9 protein-coding genes are annotated in these 25,832 nt (G+C 40.3%); 7 read left to right on the plus strand and 2 right to left on the minus strand.

What is annotated here, in order from left to right; translation table 11 throughout:
* Nucleotides 1-99 precede the first annotated feature (99 nt).
* The 4 genes from V471_RS05685 (at nucleotide 100) to V471_RS05700 (ending at nucleotide 5,498) form a co-directional block, all read left to right on the plus strand.
* Nucleotides 100-2,505: a glycogen/starch/alpha-glucan phosphorylase gene (locus V471_RS05685; RefSeq protein WP_084871199.1), complete on the plus strand. Its 2,406-nt coding sequence runs from the start codon at nucleotides 100-102 to the stop codon at nucleotides 2,503-2,505.
* A gap of 220 nt (nucleotides 2,506-2,725) precedes the next feature.
* Nucleotides 2,726-3,286, plus strand: a complete 561-nt coding sequence (locus V471_RS05690; RefSeq protein WP_002886874.1) for a GNAT family N-acetyltransferase — start codon at nucleotides 2,726-2,728, stop codon at nucleotides 3,284-3,286.
* Nucleotides 3,287-3,391: 105 nt separating this feature from the next.
* On the plus strand, nucleotides 3,392-4,921 hold the full coding sequence (locus tag V471_RS05695; RefSeq protein WP_002886875.1) for a DUF1310 family protein: 1,530 nt from the start codon (nucleotides 3,392-3,394) through the stop codon (nucleotides 4,919-4,921).
* Nucleotides 4,902-5,498 carry a hypothetical protein gene (locus tag V471_RS05700; protein ID WP_002886876.1) on the plus strand — a complete coding sequence of 199 codons (597 nt, stop codon included), beginning with the start codon at nucleotides 4,902-4,904 and terminating at the stop codon, nucleotides 5,496-5,498. Before V471_RS05695 ends, V471_RS05700 begins: the two co-directional genes overlap by 20 nt.
* Nucleotides 5,499-5,560: 62 nt before the next feature.
* Here the strand turns inward: V471_RS05700 and gshAB are convergent, their stop codons facing one another.
* Entirely contained in the window at nucleotides 5,561-7,825 is a 2,265-nt protein-coding gene (gene gshAB, locus V471_RS05705; RefSeq protein ID WP_084871200.1) for a bifunctional glutamate--cysteine ligase GshA/glutathione synthetase GshB, read from the minus strand.
* A 545-nt stretch (nucleotides 7,826-8,370) separates the two neighbouring features.
* Between gshAB and V471_RS05710 the strand changes: the two genes are divergently transcribed.
* Together V471_RS05710 and V471_RS05715 are read left to right on the plus strand one after the other, a co-directional pair.
* A complete protein-coding gene (locus tag V471_RS05710) occupies nucleotides 8,371-10,116 on the plus strand; it encodes an ABC transporter ATP-binding protein (RefSeq protein ID WP_002886878.1) in 1,746 nt (581 codons plus the stop codon).
* Nucleotides 10,106-11,974, plus strand: a complete 1,869-nt coding sequence (locus tag V471_RS05715) for an ABC transporter ATP-binding protein (protein ID WP_049554223.1) — start codon at nucleotides 10,106-10,108, stop codon at nucleotides 11,972-11,974. Before V471_RS05710 ends, V471_RS05715 begins: the two co-directional genes overlap by 11 nt.
* A gap of 94 nt (nucleotides 11,975-12,068) precedes the next feature.
* Here V471_RS05715 and V471_RS05720 read toward each other — a convergent pair whose 3' ends face one another.
* Nucleotides 12,069-13,592 carry an ATP-binding cassette domain-containing protein gene (locus tag V471_RS05720; protein ID WP_084871201.1) on the minus strand — a complete coding sequence of 508 codons (1,524 nt, stop codon included), beginning with the start codon at nucleotides 13,590-13,592 and terminating at the stop codon, nucleotides 12,069-12,071.
* A gap of 1,186 nt (nucleotides 13,593-14,778) precedes the next feature.
* On the opposite strand from V471_RS05720, the gene V471_RS05725 reads away from it, so the two are divergent.
* A complete protein-coding gene (locus V471_RS05725) occupies nucleotides 14,779-25,083 on the plus strand; it encodes a Spy0128 family protein (protein ID WP_084871202.1) in 10,305 nt (3,434 codons plus the stop codon).
* The last annotated feature ends 749 nt before the right edge of the window (nucleotides 25,084-25,832 follow it).

The following is a 25,832-nucleotide window of genomic DNA, read 5'->3' on the forward strand; positions in this document are numbered from 1 at the left end:
AGGTTTGGAAGTTTGAGTAAAATTTCCAATTCCCTCTTATCTGAATAGATACCTGTAAGAAGTGTATTGAAGATAAGGAAGTAGTAAGAAAGGATTTCTATGCAACTCGAAAATTTAACAAAAGAACAATTCATCCGTGACTTTAAGGATACTCTCCATCAAGAGCAGTTGATTAAAGTTGCTAAGGCCACACCAACGGAGATTTTTACTGCCTTGGCTGGTTTGATCCGTAAATATTACACAAATACATGGATTGAACGTAACCATGCACTTTCAGACAATCAAGAAAAAATTGCTTACTACTTCTCGATTGAATTTCTTTCAGGTCGTATGTTGGAAACTAACCTTCTCAACCTTGGTATTCTTGACCTTGTTAAAGAGGGATTCGCAGAACTTGATATTGACTTCCGTGAAGTTGTAGAAGCTGAGCATGACATGGCACTTGGTAATGGTGGTCTTGGTCGTTTGGCTGCTGCCTTCATGGATTCACTTGCGACTACTGGTTATCCTGGTTTTGGTAACGGTCTTCGTTACCGCTATGGACTATTTAAACAACGTATTGTTGATGGTTACCAGGTGGAATTACCAGATGGTTGGTTTGGTTCTACAGGTAATGTTTGGGAAACACGTAAAGACCACGATATTGTCTATGTGAAACTCTTTGGTGATGTGGTTCTTGAAAGCAATGAAGATGGTCGCTTTGTCCCAACTTATAAGAATGCTCAAGTCCTTCGTGCCGTACCTTATGATGTGCCGCAAATTGGTTATAAAAATGGTGTGATTAACAATCTTCGCCTTTGGGATGTTGAAATTCCTGAAGAATATGAGTTGGATTACCCAACATTGGAAGCACGCCGTCGTGTGAAAGATATTACTGCCATTCTTTATCCAGATGATTCAACAATTGAAGGTAAAAAATTGCGTTTGGTTCAAGAGTACTTCATGACAAGTGCCGGTCTCCAAACAATCATCAAATCTTACCTCAAGATGGGCTTGCCATTGAAAGATATCCACGAAAAAGTATCTGTTCACATCAATGATACCCACCCTGCGGTTGCACCAGCTGAATTTATGCGTCTTCTCCTTGATGAATATGGTCTTTCATGGGAAGATGCTTGGAATGCGACTGTTAAGACTATGAGCTACACTAACCACACTATTCTTCAAGAAGCCCTTGAAAAATGGGATCAACAGCTCTTCAAACGTGTCCTTCCACGTGTTTACCAAATCATCTTGGAAATCGACAACCGTTACATTGCTGAAATGGCTGGACGTGGTATTGCTGCGGATGTTATCGAACGTACTCGTATCGTTAAGGATGGTCAAGTTCATATGGCTAACTTGGCTATCATCGGTGGTCACTCAGTTAACGGGGTTGCCAAACTTCATACCGAACTTCTTAAAGAAGATACACTTCACGATTTCTATACTATTTATCCTGAAAAATTCAATAACAAGACAAATGGTATCGTTCAACGTCGTTGGACACAAATTGCAGCTCCTGAACTTTCAGCAGCCATTGATGACGTGATTGGTGATGGTTGGCGTAACGACATCCATGAGCTTGAAAATCTTACAACTTACTTGGATGACAAGGAAGTCTTGAACCAGTTCTATCAAGTTAAGAAGACTGCTAAACAACGTTTGGCAGACTACATCAAAGAAACAACAGGCCTAGAAGTGTCTACAGATACTATCTTTGATGTTCAAGTGAAACGTCTTCACGCTTACAAACGTCAATTGCTTAACCTTCTCCACATCATCAAACTTTATTGGGATCTGAAAGATAATCCAGATAAAGACATGGTACCTCGTGTATTCATCTTTGGTGCCAAAGCTGCCCCTGGTTATCACTTCGCTAAATCTGTTATCAAACTTATCAACGAAGTTGCCAATCTTGTTAACAATGATGAAAGCCTCCAAGGAAAACTTAAAGTGGTCTTCCTTGAAAACTACCGTGTCAGCCTTGCGGAACTTATCATTCCAGCAGCAGATGTCTCTGAACAAATCTCATTGGCTTCTAAAGAAGCATCTGGTACCTCAAACATGAAATTCATGATGACTGGTGCTATTACCTTGGCAACACTTGACGGTGCCAACATTGAAATCAAGGACGAAGTAGGCGATGAGAATGTTGTTATCTTCGGTATGGACAAGGACGAAGTTTATGAACACTATGCACGTCACGATTACTACTCTCGTGCAGTTTATGAAAATAACACAGTCATTCGTCGTGTCGTCGATACTTTTGTTAACGGTACGATTCCAAATGCTCAAGCTGAAGGTACTGAAATTTACGAAGCCCTCATCACCCACAACGATGAGTACTTCCTCTTGGAAGACTTCGCTGCTTATGTAGAAGCTCAAGAGAAAATCGATGCACTTTATCGTGATCATGACAAGTGGGCACGTATGAGCTTGGCTAATATTGCTAAATCTCATAAATTCACTTCGGATGATACGATTACAGAGTATGCTAAAGAAATTTGGGAATTGAAAAAATAGGCGATAGCTTATGAATCACAAAAAAGATAGCGACTAGAAATGGTCGTTGTCTTTTATTTTTTTAAGAAGAGAGATGACTGAGACAGATAAGCAGCATTTAGAGTGTCTGTTACAGTAGGAGTTTGTCCCTAGCTTAATCCAAGCCCTTAAAACTTGCACTTACTTATCAAGATGTTATAATGACCTATAGGTATAAGCATCAGAAAAAGGGGGAAAATTTATGGCTTTACGCAGCCAATTAATTACCAAAGAGTTTCCAGAATTAGATAGGGTAGAGCGTTTAAACAACGAGGCCTTTCCAGAAGAAGAACGTATTCCATTAAGTGAGTTTTTACAATTGGATGGTCGTGATGATTATCATTTCTTTGCCTTTTATGACGAGGATGATTTTGTTGGATTTGCCTCAGTTCTCTATAATGCCAAAGTTTTTTATGTGAGTTTCTTTGCCATCGTACCTCAAATGCGGAGTCATGGCTACGGAAGTGAGATTATTGATAAACTGGTGGACTTTTATGGACCATCGCGTTCTATGGTCTTGGAAGTAGAGCGCTTGGATGAACCTAACGACAATCCTGAGCAACGTGTGGCGCGTTGGGATTTCTATAAGCGTAATGGTTTTAAGACTTCCAATGCCTTCTTGGAATATGAAGGTTTGAGCTTTGAGATTCTCTATCGTGGCGATCACTTTGACGAAAAAGCCTACAGAGACATATTCCACAAACTTCAGGAAAATGCTTATTTTGATTTTAGTATCAAACATCGTCACTTGAGCGATTTATAAAGAATCTAGTTAAGCAGGTCTTAGTTGGCCTGTTTTTCATTTATTTTCAGGCTTTACCAATCGTTTTCAGATTAATTTGGAGTCCTATGCTATAATAGAAGTACTATGAAGAAAGTAATTTTACAGTATCTGGCAAGTGCCCTGGCTGTAATCCTCATACTTGGTCTTGTGGTTTTCAATCGACAGCGAAATCACTCTTTGGTAAAGAAGGTCAAAGACCCTGAGATTTCCTATATCTATCAGGATTCTTTGGAAAATATAGATAGACTGGCACTTAGTCAGGCTGGGGTTATCCAATCTTATCAACTCGATGCTTTGTCTGTTAGGAAGGAAGATGGGAAGATTTACCTCGTTCTCCATATCAATCATTCCTATGATATGCAGGTAAATCTTGTCCTAAAGGCAGATATCTACGGTGATTTATCTGTGGTTCAAGCGACGCCATCAAAGGCTTTAAAGCTGGCCTTGGAGGACGCGTCTTATCAAAAGCGATTGACCTTGATTTCACAAAAGGCAGATGCTATTATGGCTCGTGACCACTGGGATCAGGCCATTAAGCCAGCCTATGTGGCTCAGGTGAGAAGTAAGATGAAAAAGACTTCCTTGACCCAGCTAGACAAGGTTTTACAGGACATTGACCAAGAAAGTAAGGAAGTGGGCTCAGATACCTATACGGCCTTTTTCCAAGCTTCTCAACTCCCTAATCATGACAAGCTCAATTTGGTTATGAAGCACATGCAGGTTTATGTGGACAAGTACCAGTTCCTCCAGTTAGGGAAGTCAGGTTATAAATTTTCCAAGAAGTTAGAGCCAACTAGTCCTTTTTACAGTTACTTCCGTGAGGCTATTATGGAGACCTATCAGACGGATTTAGGGCTTGGGGTGGATGACTTAGGTATCAAGCTCCACCTTTTTAGGTCTTGGATTGATAAGCAGTCTATGGATTATATTAGGAGCAACTACAAGGGTAAGACAGACTTGGATAAGCTACTGGCCTACAGCAAGGACAAGAAGATTCATCTGGATTACACAACAGGTGCTTCCTACCATAATCGAAGCTTGGGAGACTTTACCTATCCGCAGAACATGAAAATTCAGCTACCTCAGACCAGTGTCATTGGCCCTTATGGAGTTAGCAATTCCCGTTTTATTGAGTTTATTGTCAATATGGATACGGGGAGGTTTGTTTCTGAGTGGAATGTCTACAAGAAAAGGAAAGACGGTAGCATCGACTCTAATCCTAAGCATTATAAGATTGAAGCTGGCGCTGACATTGCCGATACGGATTCTGCTAACTATGGGCTGTCTAAGGGCTTGAATGCTGACCTACCAGCCTATCTCAATAATAGCCATACCTATCTCGACGTTCGTCATCCTGCTGACAATGCGATTAGACGCAAGATGGTTAGGAAGTGGAAAAATCCCAAGAATGTCTTAAACGGTGGGCGCTATGCTGATATTGTTAAAAAAGGAGGCTTGAAAGACCTTGAAACATGGAGACAAGTTAAAGCTGAAGACCGGCTCCAGGTCTACAATGCTTACCTTGATTATATTCGCTCTCATCTTGTGCTTAATGGGTTTGACAGCTTTTACCAAGAAACCTACAAGCCCCAAGGTGGGGACAAAAAAGACTGAAACCCTTGATAGTGTTCTTGTCGCTAAAAATTTCTATCGTGTAAGGGATGCCTATGCCATCAAGCTCTACGGGCAGGATGAGGGGATGTCCTTTGATGTGTCTGGCCAAAGACTTTTTGGATCAAACATTGCTATTAAGGATGGCCTATTATATGGCTCAAGTCTTGGGGATTTAACCATTGAGGCTTATTTTCAAGGAGAGGTGTCCTACCTTTTAGAGGCTACCCAGAAGCTCCCAGTGGACAAAAATCGCATAAAAGCTAATCACTATAGTCAGGACATTGTTCTGAATAAGGTTTGGACTAGTCTGGAAGGCCAAGAAACCTCCAACAGTATCATCACTCAGTTTCAGGATAAGACTCTACTCAAGTTGCGGATTAGCTACAACAAAGAGTTTCTTCCCACAAAGATTCAAGGTTTCTACAATAGCCAAACCTTGAATGGCTGGCGGGACCTCTTTTACATAGATTATCCTTATAGTGATCAGGAAGCCTTCAATCAGGCTCAAGATGCCTATATACAACACATCCAGTACATGGAAACTCATCCTGAGGAAGAAGCAGGAGAGTTTGGTTAATAAAGCAAAATCACCTTTATCTCGAGATAAAGGTGATTTGTTTTGCGCCTAAGATTTAAGTTTTAGTTTTGATTTGTGGCAACTTCTGGAAAAAGCTTGTCTAAGATTTTTGAAGTGATAGCCTGTCCAGGTCCTTCAGCACAGTAGGTGTGCATATACATAGAAGGGTTAAAGTTGAGCTCGATGCAGGTGCAATGAGGGTTTTCTTTGCTAGCAGGTTGGGTTTCATCTGGAATAATGAGGTCAACCCCACAAGCCCAAGCGCCCATACTAGTTGCCATAGCTGCAGCTAGTTCTTGGTAAGAGGAATCCATGGTCTCAGTGACATCAATAGAGTCACCACCCGTAGAAATGTTAGAGTTACGACGTAGATTGACCTTTTTCCCTTCTGGGAGAATATCATCAGGGGTATAACCCTGTTGTGTTAACATCAGTTGTTCGATGTCTCCTAGCGCAATGATTTCAAGTGGTGAGCGGTGATCACGTCCTCGCAATGGATTGGCATTTTTCTGAGCGACCAATTCACGAATGGTGTGTTTGCCATCACCGACAACATTGGCAGCGACACGAAGGAGGACAGCCTCACAGCGCCCATCCAGAATGAAGAAACGGTATTCGGTTCCTGGGATAAATTCTTCAACAAGAACAGCTGTATCTTCTGCAAAGGCAATCTCGAGGGCTTTCTTATAGTTATCAAGGCTGGCAGGCTCTTGGAAAATGGAAATGCCCAGACCAAAGTTGGTTGATTTTGGTTTAACTACAATTTGCTTGTCCTTGATAAGAGGATAATAAGCTAGACCTTGTTCCAGACTGGTAAATTCGTCGCCAGCAGGGACAGGGAAACCGGCATCAGCCAGGATTTTTTTGGTCACGGTTTTATTGGCCATGGCAAGAGGTACTACATAGTTGTCTTTTGAGGTCATGTTACCATTTTTGACGTACTCAACATGATCTTTATGCCAGAGTTTAAGGAACTGATCCTGCTCATCTAGGATTTCAAAATGAATCCCCTTTTGAATGGCATCAAAGAGTAGCATCTGAGTAGAAAGCTCCATCTCCTCGTAACCCTTAAGAGCATAGTGGGCAGTCCAGTCGTAATCATGATAGGCAAGAGCCTTGTCAAGGGCAAAGTCAGCAAGGGACTTGTCTTTGATATGAGGCAGAAGTTGAGCAGCTAGTGTCTGGCTAGGATCAGCAAAGGCATCTTTGACTTGTTTGACCAGACCTTGATGATAGTCACCAAGCCCAAAATGTTGCACCAGTTGGTCCAGAGCTGTCGTAATGTTCTGAGTTTCAGCTTCAGAAGGTAGAGAATCTAAAGGATGAGAGAGGGCAACTTTTTCATTCAGCGCGTGACCTTGAGCCAGAGCCTGATCGACATTTTCAGGGGCATCCATCCAAAGGAAGGCTAGCAGGAGTAGGTGTACGGTATCCATGGTAGTTTGGCTAATACCGATACGCTCAAAGGGGTTGAGGTCGAAGTTACGGAATTCCAGATAGGTAATTCCCTTGTCAAGGAAGGAACGATTAACCTTTTGTCCACGGAAACGAACAGCTGAGTAAAATTCTTTCTCCGCAATCAAATCTCCTTGTTCGATATAGTTTTCGATGGCAGAGACATAATCTTCTAGGCTTGCAAAAGATACTTGGATTTCTTCCTTATTGACATAACCATGGTCACTGTTACGGAAGGAACGCACGGGTTCTGGCACTTCTTGGTCGAAGAAACCTTGCTCAGCAACAGGTGCAGCACCAAAGAGATAGGTAATTACCCAACGGTAGCGCAAATAGTTCTGGGCCAGCTTAAGATAGAGGGCATTTTTGAAAGCAATCATATCAGTCTGGTCGCTTTCTTTGAATAGGACCTCAACCAAATCTTTCCCAAGTTCCATATTATAGTGGATACCTGAGATAGCTTGAAGTTTGGTTCCGTATTTTTCAGCCAAGTAGTTACGATAATGGCGTTCGAATTCATTTTCCAGTTGGGCAACTTGGATTTCTTGGGCCTTGATACGAGGTGGCATGGACAAGGGCCATAGAAGTTCATCTTTACTGATGGAACGTCCGGCTACATCGGTAATGGCTCCAAGAAAACGACGAGCCTCAGTGGTAGATTTAGCAACTGGTGTGATGAGCTCCATTTGAAACTCACAAAAATCTGTTTGAATATAAGGGTGGAAACTTCGAGCTCCTAGGCAAGAAGGGTGAGGCGTATGTGCTAATTTTCCCTGTCTATCGACACGAAGACTTTCGCGTTCAATTCCAAAGTTAGCTTGAAGGATAGGGCTGGTAGGCTCCAGCTTTTGAAGCAGTTGATTTATAGTCATAGAGTCACCTTTTCATCTAATGTTAGTGTTAGTCTATTATAAATAGGAACAGAAAACAAATTTCTGCTACGTTTGGCTATAATTTACGAACATTTATGATAAGTTTGTGAAAAATGAGCAGGTTTTAGAACGATATTTTTATCAAACATCGTAAAATGCTTACAAATGTTAGTGAAATGACATTGTACTTGCAATTTTACTCAATTTAACCTATACTAATGACATATATATGAGAACGAAAAAATCCCTAGGGTCTGCCCTCAGGGGCTTTTGTATGCTCTCAAAAGGGTATGACCGTTCTTTTATAGATAAATGATAAGCATAAGACTGTTAGTTTTAAGCTTTGCTCTGCCCAATAACGATGCTTTCGCCGTGATGATATTCCTATAACTGCAGAAGCAGTTATAGGAAGCGGAGTTATCGAGACTTTGGCTCGATAACTAGTCATGGAACGACTGAGTCGGTCGCTGACGTCCGCCATCACTTAAGAAAGCATCAAAAAAGAAAAATATCAAAAGAATAAAGAATAAAAAACGGAGGTAATTATGTTTCAAACCCTGATCGCCCAGATAAAGGAATACAAGAAACCCTCAATCCTAGCGTCCCTCTTCATGACGTTAGAAGTCATGTTTGAGATTTCCATTCCCTTTGTCATGGCCAATCTTTTGGACAAAGGTGTCCAGCAATCTAACATGTCTAACATTTGGCTCTATGGTGGCCTCATGTTGGTCTGTGCCTTCCTGTCGCTTTTCTGTGGGATGCAGTCGGCACGCTATGCGGCCTTTGCTTCTGCTGGATTTGCCAAGAATCTACGTCAAGCCATTTTCAAAAAGGTTCAAACCTTCTCTTTTGAAAATATCGATAAGTTCTCAGCTGGTGGTTTGGTAACACGTATGATGACTGATGTTACCAACGTGCAGAACTCTTACCAGATGATTATCCGCATCTGTGTACGTGCACCACTTAACCTGATTTTTGCCATTGCAGCAAGTTTCCTGATTAATGGCGAAATGGCTTGGATTTTCGTTGGTGTGACACTCTTCCTTGGTCTGGTTTTGGCTATTATTACCAAAATCGTATACCCTCTTTTTACTCAAGTGTTTGAGGCTTATGACAACCTCAATAACAGTATCAAGGAAAATATCACTAACATGCGTGTGGTGAAATCCTACGTTAAAGAGCAGGAAGAGACAGATAAGTTCAAGAAAGCTTCACGCCGCATTTACAAGATGTTCATGCGTGCTATTCGTGTGGTTATCATGTCTAACCCAGCCATGATGTTGTCTATGTATGCGTCCTTTCTCATGATTTCCTGGTTTGGTGCTCATCTTATCGTTATCGGCAAGCTATCTACAGGTGAATTGACTTCCATGTTCAGTTACACCATGACTATCCTAATCTCACTTATGATGTTCATGATGATCTTTGTCATGTTGTCTATCTCTATGGCTTCTGTAGAGCGTATCAATGAAGTGCTTAATACTGAATCAACCATTGTTTCACCTGAAAATGGCTTGACTGAAGTCACAGATGGTTCTATCAGCTTTGATCATGTAGATTTCTCATATACTGATGAAAATGGTGACAAGACCCATGTTCTCAAAGATATTTCGCTTGATATTAAGTCTGGTGAGGTTATCGGTATCCTTGGTGGAACAGGTTCTGGGAAATCAAGTTTGGTTCAGCTCATTCCTCGTCTTTATGATGTGGAGGCAGGTCAAGTTAAGGTTGCTGGCCACGATGTTAAGGATTATGATTTGGATAGCTTGCGTAAGCAAGTTGCCATGGTGCTTCAAACCAACGTCCTTTTCTCAGGAACCATTAAGGAAAATATGCGTTGGGGAAATAAACAGGCAACAGATGAGGAAATCATTGAAGCTTGTAAGATTGCCCAAGCTGATGAATTTATCCAAGAGTTTAAGGATGGCTATGACACCAAGATTGAACGTGGTGGTGCCAATGTCTCAGGGGGACAACGTCAACGTCTTTGTATCGCACGTGCCCTCCTCATGAATCCAAAAATCTTGATTCTGGATGATTCAACATCAGCGGTTGATACCAAGACAGATAGTTTGATTCGTCAAGGTTTGGCATCAAGTCTTAAGGATACAACCAAGATTATCATCGGTCAACGTATTTCATCCATCCAAGATGCAGACCGTATCGTTGTTATGGATGATGGCCGTATCGATGCTATTGGTACCCACGATGAATTGGTGGCTAACAATGCCATTTATCGTGACGTCTACAAGATGCAAACACAAGGGAAAGGAGTAGCAGATGCAGAATAAGAAAAAAGCTAATTGGGGCTCTCTAGCACGTCTTCTACGCTTTTTGTGGCAAGACTACAAACTTTCACTTTCTATCGCCTTTGTCCTTATTGTGGTTGCTTCCTTGGCAACGGTCAATTTGACGGCCTCTATTCAGTCCTTGGTTGACGTATACGTTCAACCCATGCTCAAATCTGGTAGCCATGACTTTGGTCCGCTTTTGCATTTCTTGACTTCAGTGGGGGTCTTCTGTCTTATTGGTGTGATTGCCAACTATGTGTCATCACTCCTCATGGCGACGATTTCGCAAGATTCTCTACGTTCCCTTCGTAATCAGCTCTTTGCTCGTATGCAAAAGCTTCCTGTTCGCTACTTTGACACTCACCAACACGGTGACATCATGTCTATTTACACCAACGACATCGATGCCCTCCGTCAGGCTGTTGAGCAGTCTATTCCACAGTTGCTACAAACGGCCATTACCTTGATTGGGGTAACTGTAACCATGCTTACGGTTAGTCCTCTTCTCTTTATCGTGGTCCTAGTCATGGTAGGTATCATGTTTATGGTCATCAAAAATGTATCAGCTAAATCAGGCCGTTACTTTGGTGAACAACAAAAGAATCTTGGGATTGAAAATGGCTTCATTGAAGAAATGATGTCAGGTCAAAAAGTGGTCAAGGCCTTTGTTCACGAAGAAGAAAGCATGGCTGATTTTGACAAGATTAACGAGCAACTCTTTGAATCTTCTTACTTGGCCAACCGCTATGCCAATGTTCTCATGCCAATTCTTGGGAACTTAGGAAATGTTTCCTTTGTTTTGACCGCCTTGGTTGGTGGACTCTTTGCCCTTAATGGTGTTGGTGGTTTGACTATCGGTGGTCTCATGGCCTTCCTACAATTGAACCGTTCCTTCAACGGTCCTATTACTCAGGTCTCTCAACAACTGAACTTTGTTCTTATGGCACTTGCAGGTGCTGACCGTATCTTTGACCTCTTGGATGAGCCAGAAGAAGTTGACCAAGGTAAGGTCACTTTGGTCAACTACGAATTGGTAGATGGTCAAATGGTTGTGACAGACAAGAAAACCAATCTCTGGGCTTGGAAACACCCACGTCCAAATGGCGACTACGAATTGGTCGAGTTGGTCGGAAATGTGGTCTTCCAAGACGTTGATTTCTCTTACGATGGTAAGAAACAAATCCTTCATGACGTTAATCTCTATGCAGACAAGGGGCAAAAGGTTGCCTTTGTCGGTGCGACAGGTGCTGGTAAGACGACGATTACCAACTTGATTAACCGTTTCTACGATATCCAATCTGGTGTGATTACTTATGATGGTATTGATGTCAAGCTGATTGAGAAAGATTCTCTTCGTCGCTCGCTTGGTATCGTGCTTCAAGATACCCATCTCTTCACAGGGACTATCGCTGAAAATATTGCCTATGGCCGTTCCGATGCGACACGCGAGGAAATTCTTGAAGCTGCCCGTATTGCTAACGTGGATTCCTTTGTGCAACACCTGGATAATGGGTATGACACTGTTCTGACAGATGACGGTGCAGGCTTGTCTAACGGGCAACGTCAGCTTATCGCCATTGCGCGTGCTGCCCTTGCCAATGCACCGGTTCTTATCCTTGACGAGGCGACATCCTCTATTGACTCTCGTACCGAAAAAATGGTGCAAGAGGGGATGGACCGTCTTATGGAAGGACGTACGGTTTTCGTTATTGCCCACCGTCTTTCAACCATCGTCAACTCTGACGTTATCATGGTTATGGACCACGGACGAATCATTGAACGTGGTGACCACGACAGCCTTATGGAACAAGGTGGTACCTACTACCGACTCTATACTGGTGGTCTTGAAATTGATTAACATTAAAAGAACTCAGGTTTTGCCTGAGTTTTTTTGCATATGAAGAAAATGATTCTTTTGAGACTTTTCTTGTTAAAACGATAGATTCGATATCTTAAATCTCAACTTCTTCTAAACCATGTGCGTCTAGTCGGTAGATCTTTTGGCAGACTTGTCTGAGGTAGTTGACATCATGTGATACTGTCAGAATTGCCCCTGGATAGTTCTCGAAGAGCTGTCGAACTTGGGGTTGTGAGGTGGGTGAAAAATTTCTGGTTGGTTCATCTAAGATAAGGAGCTGAGGGCTTTCTAAGACCAGGTGCAGTAGGAGAAGTTTTCCTTTCTGTCCTCCAGATAAATCAGAGATTGCATGGTTCATTTCATCATGACTAAAGTTGAGGTAAGCGAGATGGGAGCTTATAACTTCTCGTTCAGACTTGTCGCCAGTCTTACTCAAAAACGCTATTGGAGACAAATCCAGTGGCAAGATAGTGTCATAACGTTGAGGCATGTAGCCAATAGTCAGGTCTGTCTTCTGACTAAGTTTTTGGTAGAGATAGTGTAAGAGAGTGGATTTACCGCAGCCGTTATCACCAACAATACCAATTTTTTCCTGGCCTTTCAAAGAAAGTTTGAGATGGTCAATGGTTAGGTGGGGAGCTATGTTTATCTGCTTTTCATCCAGATTTAAGAGATATTTCCCCTGAGGTAGAGGGTCAATATGAGAAAAGAAAAGTTCAATACTGTCTTCTTTATCAGGCATCTGTGTCATGTCTTGGGCAAGGCGGTCGTAGCGTTTTTCTTGTGAGAGGACTGCTTTCATCTTTTTAGCAAGCAATCGTCCTTGCGTGCTGTCATGTGTATTGCGTAGGGTGGTTTGGACATTTTGTTTGATACGACGATGCTTGGCCATGGCTTTGTCATAGGCTTTTTTCTCGGTTTTGGCTTGCTGCATCTGTTGTTGATAGGAATCAGTGCGATGTTGGCTATAGTTATCATAATCGAGGTGCTCCACACTGGTCCTTGCCTGTCGACGACGTTTAAGGAGTTCCAGATGGATAATGGTATCTGCTGTCTGGCTTAGTAGGTCCTCGTCATGTGAGATGTAGACAATCGTTTTATCAGAGTGCTTGATAAAGTTTTTTAACCAAGTTATAGTAGTCAAGTCCATATCGTTTGAGGGCTCATCAAGAAAAATGATGTCGTGGGGACGAGCTAATTCTCGGATGAGTTGAATTTTGAGTTTCTCACCACCTGACAGAGAGGAGATAAGCTGACTGCTAGCAAAACGATCACTATCAAAATGAAGTTCATCAGCCAGACGATAGAGGGTAGCATAGTCTAGGTCATAAGTGTCCTCAAAGAAGTAGTCGTTAAGGGTTAGAGATTGCAAGCTATCCGAAATCTGTTGGGGAATATAGACCTGTGGGCTATCTGTTTTGTTAATAGTTCCCTCGTAAGATAGATGGTCAAAATGTGCTTTTGGATTGACCAGAAGGACAAGGAGACTAGATTTTCCATTGCCTTCCTCCCCAATGATGGCGACTTTTTCGCCTAGAGCTATCGTTAGATTTAGATCATGAACGAGTTCACGCAAATCCTTGGTATGTGTTATGGTTAGGTGTTGAATCTGTATCATAGGACCTCCTAGGTCAGAGTGTTTGTGGATATTGTTTCATGGGAAGTAGGCTTTTACTTCAAACAATATCAAAGGTCAAAAAACAGTCCTACCTTATAAGATAGAACTGTCTTGAATCTAGCTAAAAAGCTCTCTAGGAGATAGTGATGGTGTGGACGCAAAAAAGCGCAGATACCACCAATAAATTTTCTACAGAAAAAGAGCGCAAAAAAAGACATGAAAACAATCTATCAAATAAAGCAGGTTTATTGTGAATAGACTTAGTTGTTCATGTCTCCATTTACCTCCGAATGTTACTTGCCTTGATTGTACGCTGTCTAACGGATTTTGTCAAATGAAAATCTAGTCCTCTTAGACCGCTGATGTACCTTATCAACAGTCTCCACCTATGCTATGAGAGAAATAGGACAGTTCTACCTTATTATAGAAAATAAGTTTATATAAAGTTATAAAGAAGCTGAAGTCAATTTTACTCTTGAAATTAGCTGAAAAAGCAGATATTGAAGATTATTCAAACCAGTAAGGTCTAAGTCTTTCTATACTTAATGATTAAGGCTACTTACAAACGTTATTTGCTACAAATAAAAATATCTCAGTTTTAAAATCCAAACATTGAATAAATGAACATTCTAGCTGACTCGAACAATTTGGAACATGGCCAATCTTTTGAGTGTCTAATATTTGTGATGTACTTTTGGCTGTCTGATAGACTTCTTGGACTTCAATTAGCAAATGCGTCAAGATATGATTGTAGTGTTTGAAAAACAAAAAAATAAATTTACTTACTTTTTAACATGCGGATATAATAGGCTAATTTTTTTGCTTCAACGAGAAGAAATATTAAAGCGTAAATGAGAATATCAGCCATTTAAACTAGTTTTATTTTCTCATGAGTTTAGAATGATAACATGTTCAAGTCGATTAGGTTAAAAATGAAAGTGAATTTTATATTTTCATAGAAACTGGGAAATACGCCATAATAAAGAGTTTTGACATATTTTAGATAGAATTCAGGAAGTAAAAACAATAAAATTGTCAGACAACTAATATTTTTTTAAAAAAGTGAGATTAAAACCTTGACTGTAAATTGTCAGAATGTTAGAATATGGAGTGAATCATGACTATGAGAAAACTGACTTATAATCATGTGACCTATAACTAACTATCTTTTAGAGGGAGATTTTTAATGAAAGACTTTTTTAATAGACGCCAACGCTTTTCATTGCGTAAATATTCGTTTGGTGTCGCTTCAGTCTTGCTAGGAACAGCACTTTTTGCTGCTCATAGTGTACAGGCAGATGAAGTAGCGACTCCAACTGTATCGGCGGGTAATCCGGGCACATCCGTAGCAGGAGAAAGTTCAAGTAGTTTAGTCAATACTACGACAACAGCACCCCAATCAAATCCAGCAGCTAGCGTGACTTCCCCATCCGCTTCTGCAACATCTACGTCAACAGTTGCTTTGGTATCACCAGCTTCTGAAGTAGCAAGTGCTTCAACAACAGAAACAACGTCTACAGCTGCAGCACCAGCGACAACAGCAACGGCTGCAGCTACTGCTAGCTCAACTCCAACAGCTGCGGGTACTACATCTGTAGGTTCAGCACCTTCTTCTTCAACAGGTACAACTAGCACATCAGCTGTAACTCCAACAGCGGTACAACCTACAGTGGAACAGCCAGTCGCTTCAACAACACAACCGACGGCTACAACACAACCTGTATCAACGCCTACAGCTACTCAGCCAGTTGCTTCAACACAGCCTACATCGGCTTCAGTGGCACAACCTGCAACGACAACTTTGACAACGTCAACACCAAGTCCAACGTCCGTAGCGAATACAGCAGCTTTGACAACAATGTTGACGGCGAACCCAATGTCCGCTGCAGGAACTGCACCAGAAGTACGTAGTCGTAGCAGTCGTAGACGTCGTGATGCGGCAAATCCGGTAACAACTAACTATACAACCGGTCCAGCTACGGCAACTCCAGCTATGAGTGATCCTAACGGGGCAACAATTTCAAGCCGTCCCTTAGTTGTTCCAACACCTAAGGATTCTGGTCAACATGTAACTACAGGAATTGACTTTCAGTTAAATCCCAATCCGTCACAATACACCTTTGCTGTAACTGATCTAAATAGTTTTAATGCAACATACAATAAAAAATACTATTATCGTCTGTCTAAACCATACAATGCTTCAAATGATATTACAATTGAGTTAGTTGATGGTCAGAATAATAATGTGGTTGAAACTAAGTCAATTAATGGTTCCGGTACTGTAAGTTTGGGTCAATCAATCTTAGCTCCTCTGACTGGTAGTTCTCAGGCCTATATTGAATTCCGTTTTGAGAATATTCAGGATGCGGATAAATCAAGTCGACCAGCTCTACGTGCGACATGGAAAGTATCGGGACTAGTTCAGAACTTTGCAGGTCAACGTTCTGGTATTCAAATCTACGATGTTGCGAATAAAGCAAACGAAGGTACATCAATCACAGACCCACAGTACTATATTCCTCGCTTAACAGATAAAACAACTTATTATAAAGCTGTTGATAGAGGGACTAGGCAAGATGTCTCTAGAACCGAGGGTATTGCTACTATCACGACTGCTAAACGTTCGAATGACGTGAAGAATTCTGATATTGTTGCAAGATATGCAGACGGGACTGTAGATGTTAGAAACGAAAATGGTCAAATTGTTAACAAAACAACCTATGTTAATGTGGACCGTAATAATATCAATCCTCAGGAATATAAGGAAGACGGCGCTGAGATCAACCTTGGTACTTACACATCAACAGGTATGGAGGGGCAAAATCTTACTGCTTCAGGTCTTCGTGCATTTGAAGGCTATAAATTGTATCAGACAGCTGATTCAAGATCTCTTATTGATGTTTTGAAACAACCTTTCCATGTTGGGCAACGTTGGTTTGATGTGGCAAATGCTCAGGGGGGAGTTAAGCGTATCAAAGAGGTTGTCAGTGAAGATGGGACTGTACGCATTGAAATGTGGGCCATCAAGTCTGACAGTCTGAATAAAATCTCTAGTGACCTGAATACAGATGGTTACTTTAAAGTTTACGAAACTGTTATTCCACCAGGAAAAAACAACTACGATGTCCGTCCTCAAGATGCAGGTAAGGATATTGATGTTTCTGACCCAGGTTGGAATCAAGATAATAACACTCCACAAATTCCTAAACCAGGTTTTGAGTACATTGACTCACTTAAGAGTAAGCTGGTACAAGGTAAACCATTTACTATTTTTAGTGATAAACAAGTCACAAACTATAAGGGCGATCTTCAGTTCGAAAAGACAGAAAATAATGTGACAACTCTTCTTTTCAAGAGACCAAATGGAACGTTCTATAAGATGGATAAGGAGTACTTACAAGATGCATCAGGTAATCCAACTGGAAAAGTTAATATGAAGGAGACTGATGTCTCAGCAACTGATGCAAATGGGTATAAACCTACCTATGTTTCAAAAGGTGAGTTCTACGTAAACCGAGGTGATAAGGATAATGCGTATTCTATTAATGGCACACCTGTATCTTCTGGGAACGTCTTCCGTTTACAAAATGATTTGAACCCAGTTTATCGTACGGTTTATTACTATGCTAAGCCTGAGCCAGTAAAAGTTAAACTTCAGTTTACAAAAGCACTTGCAGGTCGTACCTTGCAAGATGGTGAGTTCGACTTTAAGATTCAAGATACAGCAAGTGGTTACAATGAAACAGTATCTAACCAAAATGGTAAGGTTACTTTTAGTGAGCTTACTTTCACAAAACCAGGAGTGTATACCTACAAAGTGAACGAAGTTCCAGGGACAGATACAGATGTAGACTATGATGGTATGGAATCAACTGTTACTATTACCGTAACAGAGAAAAATGCTATTGGTGATTTGGATGCAAAAGTCACTTACACCTCAATCAATGGTCAAGATGACTCTGGAAACACAACTGACACTAATGTTTCAGCAACAAATCCGACGGTTAGAACCGGTACTGATACAGAATTCAACAACTTTGTCGTAGCTCCAGTAAACGTTGAATTTGACTTTACGAAGAAATTATCTGGTCGTAATCTAAAAGCAAATGAGTTTACTTTTAATCTTTTGAATGAAGCAGGTGCAGTGGTTGGCACTGCAAAAAATGATTTGAACGGCAATATTAAATTCACGGGCATTAAATACAAAGTTAGTGATCTTGGAACAAATTCTGCAGGAAAGCGAAATGACAGCAAGACCTTTAACTACACTGTAAAAGAGGTTGTGCCAACGACAGCCGAAGCTGGTATGTCTTATGACCAAATGGAAGCGAAAGTAGCTGTTACTGTTACTAAGACAGGTCATACTTTGACAACTGCTACAACTTACTCATCAGTTAATGGTATTGATGCTAATGGTAACCCAACGACGGGTGTAGATAAAGAATTTAACAATACCTTCACACCGAATCCAGTAAAAGTAAACCTTGAGTTCGATAAGTCTCTTTCAAATGGTACGCTTAATGCTGGTGATTTCAGCTTTAAATTGACTGGTGACGGTAATGTTAATGAAACGGTAACAAATAAAGCTAATGGTAAGATTAACTTTAGTACGTTGTCATTCGATAAAGCTGGTGTCTATAACTACACTGTAAAAGAAGTAGCTGGAACAAACACAGATGTTGATTATGATGCGATGACAATCAACGTGAAGGTTACCGTAACAAAAGATGCCAATACGGGTCTATTGTCAGCAAGCACGGTGATGACTTCATCAGGTGGTGAAGCAACAGATGCCAATGACAGAGTCTTCAACAACTTTGTCGTTCCTCCAGTACCGGTAAATGTTAATTTCACAAAAGCTTTAGCAGGTCGTACACTTGTAGCAGGTGAATTTACATTTGAAATGAAGGATGAAAACGGAGTTGTTGTTGCTACTGGAACCAATGATGAACATGGTGTTGTTACCTTTAATCAACTCCCAGAAGTGAAAAATGCTCAAGTTGGTAAAGTCATCAAGTACAAGGTGACTGAGAAAGTTCCAGCTAACAAAGAATTCGGTGTCACTTACGATAACATGGTTGCTGAGGTTTCTGTGACTGTTTCTAAGAATGCAGACCACACTTTGAAAGCAACGGTAACTTATCCAGGAGGAGACACAGAGTTCAACAACGTTGTAACCCCACCAACAGAGCCTAAGTTCCAACCAGAGAAATTCATCGTTAACAAAAAGAAATTTGACATCACTGGTAACAAGTTGATGGATGACGACAATGAGTTGACAAATGAATACACTGAAACAAATGCGGATCCATACGTAGACAAGACAAACAACAATGAGCCTGAAAACTTGAATACCAAGACAGTTAAGAAGGGCGATGAGATTGTTTACCAAGTATGGTTGGATACAACAAACTTGAAAGCAAGTGACAATATTCAAGCTGTTGGTATTACAGATAAATATGAAGCTGACAAACTAAAGATTAATGTTGCAGATATCAAAGCTTACGATTCAGTAACGGGTGCAGATGTAACCTCTAAGTTTGTCATCACAGTAAACAACGGAGAAATCACTGCAACTTCTAAAAACGAATTTATCAAAGATAAAGTTATCGACACAACTAAGTTCGAGTTTGGCCGTTACTACAAATTTGATATTCCTGCTACAGTCAAGATGACGACTCCAAATGGTGTTGATATCGAAAATACGGCAAATCAAATTGTTCACCAGTACGATCCGACAAAAAGAGATATCACTAAGCCAGAAAAACCAACACAAAAACGTGTCGTAAATCTTCCAGTTCCACTCGAATTTGATTTTACGAAGAAATTAGATGGTCGAAATCTTGTGGAAAACGAATTTACATTCGTATTGAAAAAAGATGGCGTCGCAATTCAAACTGTGAAGAACAGTGCGCCAGACGCAACAACTGGAATCGCGAAGATTGCCTTCAAGCCACTTGAATTTACAAAAGCGGACGCTGGTAATACCTTCACTTACACTGTGGAAGAAGTTGCTGGAACGGATGCTACTGTGTCTTATGACAACATGGTTGCAACAATTAAAGTAGAAGTCAAACATGACGGAACGACTAAGACAACTGTTGTGAACATGCTTCAAGACGCACCGGACAAAGAGTTTAACAATACGGTGAAACCACCTGAAGAACCTAAGTTCAACCCAGAAAAATACGTTGTTTCTAAAGAAAAATTCGATATCACAGGCGACAAATTGCTTGATGATGATTCTGAATTGGCAGACAAGTATGGTGATACAAAAGTCAACCCATATGCGGATGGTACAGCTAACAATGAACCAGAAAACTTGAATACGAAGACAGTGAAACCAGGCTCTAAATTGGTTTACCAAGTATGGTTGGATACAACACAATTTAGCGCAACGAACACTGAGAATATTCAAACAGTCGGCATCACAGATAACTATGATGAAGATAAATTGGATGTGAACTCAATCAAGGTTTACGATAGCGTAACTGGTGCAGACGTTACTTCTAAGTTTGATATCGCAAACACTGGTGGCGTGATCACAGCGACCCTTAAAGCTGGCTTCACGAAATCACTAGGAGATGCCAACAACACTCAAATCATTGATACAACTAAGTTTGAGTTTGGCCGTTACTATAAAGTTGATATCGTAACAACTGTGAAAACAACTGTTGAGCCAGGTAAGGATATCGAAAATACAGCTGGTCAAATCGTACACTACTACAACCCAAGAACAAACAAGGTTGAGAAACCAGAAAAACCAACTCAAAAACGTGTAAACAGCGTTCCAGTTCCACTTGAGTTGAAATTCACGAAAGCTCTTGCTGGTCGTCAACTCAAAGCTAACGAATTTGAATTTGTTCTTGAAAAAGACGGCGTTGAAGTCGAACGTGTGAAGAACGACGCAGCTGGTAAAATCAACTTCAAGAAACTTGAGTTTGGTAACGATGATCTAGGTAAGACTTACAACTACACTGTACACGAAGTTACAGGTTCAGACGCAACGGTGACATACGATACCATGGTTGCGACTGTAAGGGTTTCAATCTCTCATGATGGTACAGCGAAAGCAATCGTGAAGAATGTTGTAGACGCACCAGATAAAGAGTTTAACAATAAGGTGAAACCACCTGAAGAACCTAAGTTCAATCCAGAAAAATACGTTGTTTCTACAGAAAAATTCGATATCACAGGCGACAAGTTGCTTGACGATGATTCTGAATTGACAGACAAGTATGGTGATACAAACGCCAACCCATATGTGGATGGTACAGCTAACAATGAACCAGAAAACTTGAATACGAAGACAGTGAAACCAGGCTCTAAATTGGTTTACCAAGTATGGTTGGATACAAAACAATTTAGCGCAACCAACACTGAAAATATTCAAACAGTCGGCATCACAGATAACTATGATGAAGCCAAGTTGGATGTGAACTCAATCAAGGTTTACGATAGTGTGACAGGTTCAGACGTTACTTCTAAGTTTGATATCGCAAACACTGGTGGCGTGATTACAGCGACCCTTAAAGCTGGCTTCACGAAATCACTTGGCGATGCCAACAACACTCAAATCATTGATACAACTAAGTTTGCATTTGGTCGTTACTATAAATTTGATATTGTGACAACCGTGAAAACGGATGCCCCAGCAGGAAAAGATATCGAAAATACAGCTGGTCAAATTGTTCACTACTACAACCCAAGAACCAACACAGTTGAAAAACCAGAAAAACCAACTGAAAAACGTGTAAATAGCGTTCCAGTTCCACTTGAGTTGAATTTCACTAAGAAACTTGATGGTCGTCAACTTAAAGCTAACGAATTTACATTTGTTCTTAAGAAAGATGGCGTTGAAGTAGAACGTGCGAAAAATGGTGCTCCTGATGCAACTACTGGTATCGCTAAGATTAACTTCACGAAACTTGAATTTGGTAAGGATGATATTGGCAAAACTTACAATTATACAGTGGAAGAAGTTAAAGGAACAGATTCAACAGTGTCTTACGATGGCATGGTTGCAACAGTAAGGGTTTCAATTTCTCATGATGGTACGGCAAAAGCAATCGTGAAGAATGTTGTAGACGCACCAGACAAAGAGTTCGATAACCGTGTGACACCACCAGAAGAACCTAAGTTTAACCCAGAGAAATATGTTGTTAGAGATGAAGACTTTGATTTAACTGGTAAGAAACTTTTGGATGATGATTCTGAGTTAGCTGATAAATACGGCGATACTAAGATTAATCCTTACGCAGATAAATCTAATAATAATGAAAAAGTTACTGTCCGTAATGATAAGGGCGAGTTGGAAGAAGTCTTTGAGAACCTCAATACTCAGCCTGTTAAACGTGGTCAGAAATTCTACTATCAAGTATGGCTTGATACAACTCAATTTAGTGCTAACAATAAGGAAAATATCCAAACTGTTGGTATCACAGACAATTATGATGAATCAAAATTGATTGTGACTAAAAACACTATTAAGGTTTATGATGGTGAGACTGGTGCAGATGTGACATCTAAGTTTGACGTTGCTGTTACTAACGGTATTATCACTGCAAACTTGAAATCAGGCTTTACGAAGTCACTAGGTGATGCAAATAATACTCAAGTTATTGATACAACTAAGTTTGAATTTGGTCGTTACTACAAAGTAGTTATACCTGCTACAGTTAGTCAAGATGCTTACGATGGTTCTGAAATCGAAAATACTGCGACACAAACGGTTCATTATTATAACCCAAGAACGCATAAAGTTGAGACTCCAGATAAGCCAACACAAAAACGTGTTAATAACATTCCAACAGCTATTCAGCTAATCTTTGGTAAGACACTCAATGGTCGCAAATTGCAAGCAGACGAATTTAGCTTTGTCTTGAAAGATAAAGAAACTAATAAGATTCTTGAGAAGGCTAAGAATGATGCAGATGGTAAAGTTACCTTCAAGACAATCAACTATTCAAAAGCTGATATTGGTCATACATTTAACTATATTGTTGAAGAAGAGAAAGGTGACAAACCAGGTATTACTTATGATGATATGAAGGTTAACGTGACTGTTCAAGTTATTCAGCCTTCTTCTGGTGATCAGTTGTCAACAGTTATCTCTTATGCTACTGAAGGTGGAGATGCCTTTACTGCGGATGATACAGTATTTGACAATAACGTAACACCAAACTTCAAACCAGAGAAGTATGTTGTTTCTAAAGAAAAATTTGATCTTAAGGGCACAAAACTTCTCGATGATGATGCGCCTAACGGTAAGGTTGAAGCTGAAAACTTGAATCACCATACACTTACTCGTGGTCAGAAATTCTACTACCAAGTATGGCTTGATACTCGTGAATTTACAGCTGAAAGCAATATCCAATCAGTAGGAATCACAGATGACTATGATGAAGCTAAACTTGATATTGATGAGTCAGCAATCAAGGTTTACGATGGTGAAACAGATGTTACTGATAAATTTGATATTTCAATCAAAAACGGTGTCATCTACGCAACTTCTAAACCAAGTTTGACTAAACCTATTAGTGCAACTGATGCGACTCCAGTTATTGATACGACTAAGTTTGCCTTTGGACGTTACTATAAATTTGATATCCCAGCAACTGTTAAAAATATTAAAGACAATGACGGTGTTGAGTTTAGTAATACGGCCAATGAAATTGTTCATCAATACAACCCTTACAATAAGCAAGTTACAACTCCTAAAAAACCAACTCAAACACGTGAAAATAACGTTCCAGTTCCACTTGAGTTTAACTATACTAAGAAACTTGAAGGACGTGAGTTGACTGCAGGTGAGTTCAGCTTCTTATTGAAAGACCAAGATGGAAAAGTCCTTCAAACTGTATCAAATGATAAAGACGGACATATCAAGTTTGAACAACTCTTGTTCAGCAAGGCTGATCTTGGTAAGACATTTACTTATACTGTAGAAGAAGTCAATGACAATAAACCTGGTATTTCTTACGATGCTATGAAAGCAACGGTGACAGTACAAGTAACTAAGGATGGTAAAATTCTTAAGACTGTCGTTAATCATGCTTCAGCAGGTGGAAATGCTACAGATGCTAACGACAAAGAGTTCAACAACAAGGTGGTTCCACCAGAAAAACCTAAGTTCCAACCAGAGAAATATGTTGTAAACCAAGAGAAATTTGACATTACTGGTGATAAACTCGTTGATGATGATAAAGAGTTGGCAGACAAGTATGCGGATACTAATGCGAACCCATACGTAGACAAGACAGACAACAACGAGAAAGAAAACTTGAATACTAAGACTGTGAAACGTGGCGATAAATTGGTTTACCAAGTATGGCTTGATACAACTAAATTTGACGCAAACAACAAGGATTATATTCAAACCGTTGGTATCACTGATAACTACGATGAGAAGAAACTTAATGTTAAGCAATCAGATATCAAAGCATACGATGGTAAAACTGGTAAAGATGTTACAGCAATGTTCGATATCAAGGTTGAAAACGGTGTGATTACAGCCAACCTTAAAGATGGCTTCACTAAGTCACTTGGTGATAAAGATAATACCCAAATTATCGATACAACTAAGTTTGCCTTTGGTCGTTACTATAAGTTTGACATTCCGGCAATTGTTAAAGACAGTAAGAATGAAAAAGGTGAGTTTGACGTACCTTCTGGTTCAGATATTGAAAACACAGCGGGACAAACAGTTCACTACTACGACCCAACAGTTAAGAAGGTCGTGAAAACACCTGAAAAACCAACTGAAAAACGTGTTGTTAACATTTCAGCTAGTGTTACGTTTGAATTCACTAAAAAACTAGAAGGTCGTGACCTTAAGGCTGGTGAGTTTAGCTTTGTACTTAAGGATAGAAAAGGTAAAGTGATTGAAACTGTAAGCAATGATGCTGACGGTAAGATTAAGTTCTCAGCACTTGAGTACAAACATGGTGAAGAAGGTATCCACTTCTACACGGTTGAAGAAGTGAAAGGTAATGATACTACAGTAACTTACGATAAGATGGTAGCTAAAGTTACTGTTTTGGTAGCTAAGGGTGGTAACGTTATGACAGTAACTTCTAAATTGCCAGAAGATACTGAGTTCAACAACATTGTAACGCCACCGACACCACCAACTCCAGTGGTGCCACCAGTTACACCACCGACACCACCAACTCCAGTGGTGCCACCAGTTACACCACCAACACCACCAACTCCAGTGGTGCCACCAGTTACACCGCCAACACCACCAACTCCAGTGGTACCACCGGTTACACCGCCAACACCACCAACTCCAGTGGTGCCACCGGTTACACCACCGACACCACCAACTCCAGTAGTACCACCAGTTACACCACCGACATCTCCAGAAGTATCTAGAGAACAGGGTCTTCCTAAGACTGGTGAGAACAAGTCTGTAGTAGCAATGGCATTCGGAGGACTCCTTGCGGCAGCTGGACTTGGTTTGGCAGGAAAACGAAAAAAAGAAGACTAAGATAATAATAGGCGTAAAAATAAGATAGTTAGTAAGATTATTTCAGTTTTCAAAAAGAGAGGCTTGACCGAATAAGGTCAGGCTTCTTTTTGTTCGGCACTTAAAAATATCGTAAGTGACCAATAATGAAGTCAATTAAGAAGTTCCAAAGTCTTTATGGGCTGTGGAACTTTTTTTATAATTAGCTAACTTATTACATGGACATGTGTGAGGAGGGTGATCTGATTGTTTCTCTCACAAGAGATGAGCAGATTCAAATTGATATTAACTTCTTCATGACAGTAGATTAGTACTTTCAAATAAAATATATTATGAATGATGTGGGTAATGGTAGAAGCTGATAAAAGACTTTGAGCTATTGTCTATTTAGTTATGGTGAATTTGATAATCTTGCAGTCACAATAGAAGCATCTTATCTAGGGGCTACACCATCATTTTTTGATTGAGAAATCAGAAAAAATCAAAGTTTAAGTTCTCTTATGAACTTTCAATAGACTATCATTACTCATTTTATGATTAAGATGATGGGAGGTAGAAGTTTCATAGAAGCAATAGGGAGCGACATTAAAGATAACATCTAGTAGTCCGATTAGTTAACAGTATTGGAAAGGGAGGAGACTTTCTGATAGTTGTTTTGTAATTGGGTACTCAAAGATCTCTTATAAGATAGAAATGTATTACTTGTACTATTTGAGTATTGAAATTATTTCGTAATATCGTTGGTTATTCTTTCATTTGTATTTGAATAA

The sequence above is a fragment of the Streptococcus salivarius genome (genome assembly GCF_002094975.1).
In the GTDB taxonomy this organism is placed as follows: Bacteria; Bacillota; Bacilli; order Lactobacillales; family Streptococcaceae; genus Streptococcus; species Streptococcus salivarius_D.

Excerpts from the sequence above, each read along its gene's own strand:
- V471_RS05690 (WP_002886874.1), top strand. The coding sequence starts at position 2,726 with ATGGCTTTACGCAGCCAATTAATTACCAAAGAGTTTCCAGAATTAGAT.
- V471_RS05685 (WP_084871199.1), top strand. The coding sequence starts at position 100 with ATGCAACTCGAAAATTTAACAAAAGAACAATTCATCCGTGACTTTAAG.
- gshAB (WP_084871200.1), bottom strand. The coding sequence starts at position 7,825 with ATGACTATAAATCAACTGCTTCAAAAGCTGGAGCCTACCAGCCCTATC.
- V471_RS05720 (WP_084871201.1), bottom strand. The coding sequence starts at position 13,592 with ATGATACAGATTCAACACCTAACCATAACACATACCAAGGATTTGCGT.
- V471_RS05695 (WP_002886875.1), top strand. The coding sequence starts at position 3,392 with ATGAAGAAAGTAATTTTACAGTATCTGGCAAGTGCCCTGGCTGTAATC.
- V471_RS05710 (WP_002886878.1), top strand. The coding sequence starts at position 8,371 with ATGTTTCAAACCCTGATCGCCCAGATAAAGGAATACAAGAAACCCTCA.
- V471_RS05725 (WP_084871202.1), top strand. The coding sequence starts at position 14,779 with ATGAAAGACTTTTTTAATAGACGCCAACGCTTTTCATTGCGTAAATAT.
- V471_RS05715 (WP_049554223.1), top strand. The coding sequence starts at position 10,106 with ATGCAGAATAAGAAAAAAGCTAATTGGGGCTCTCTAGCACGTCTTCTA.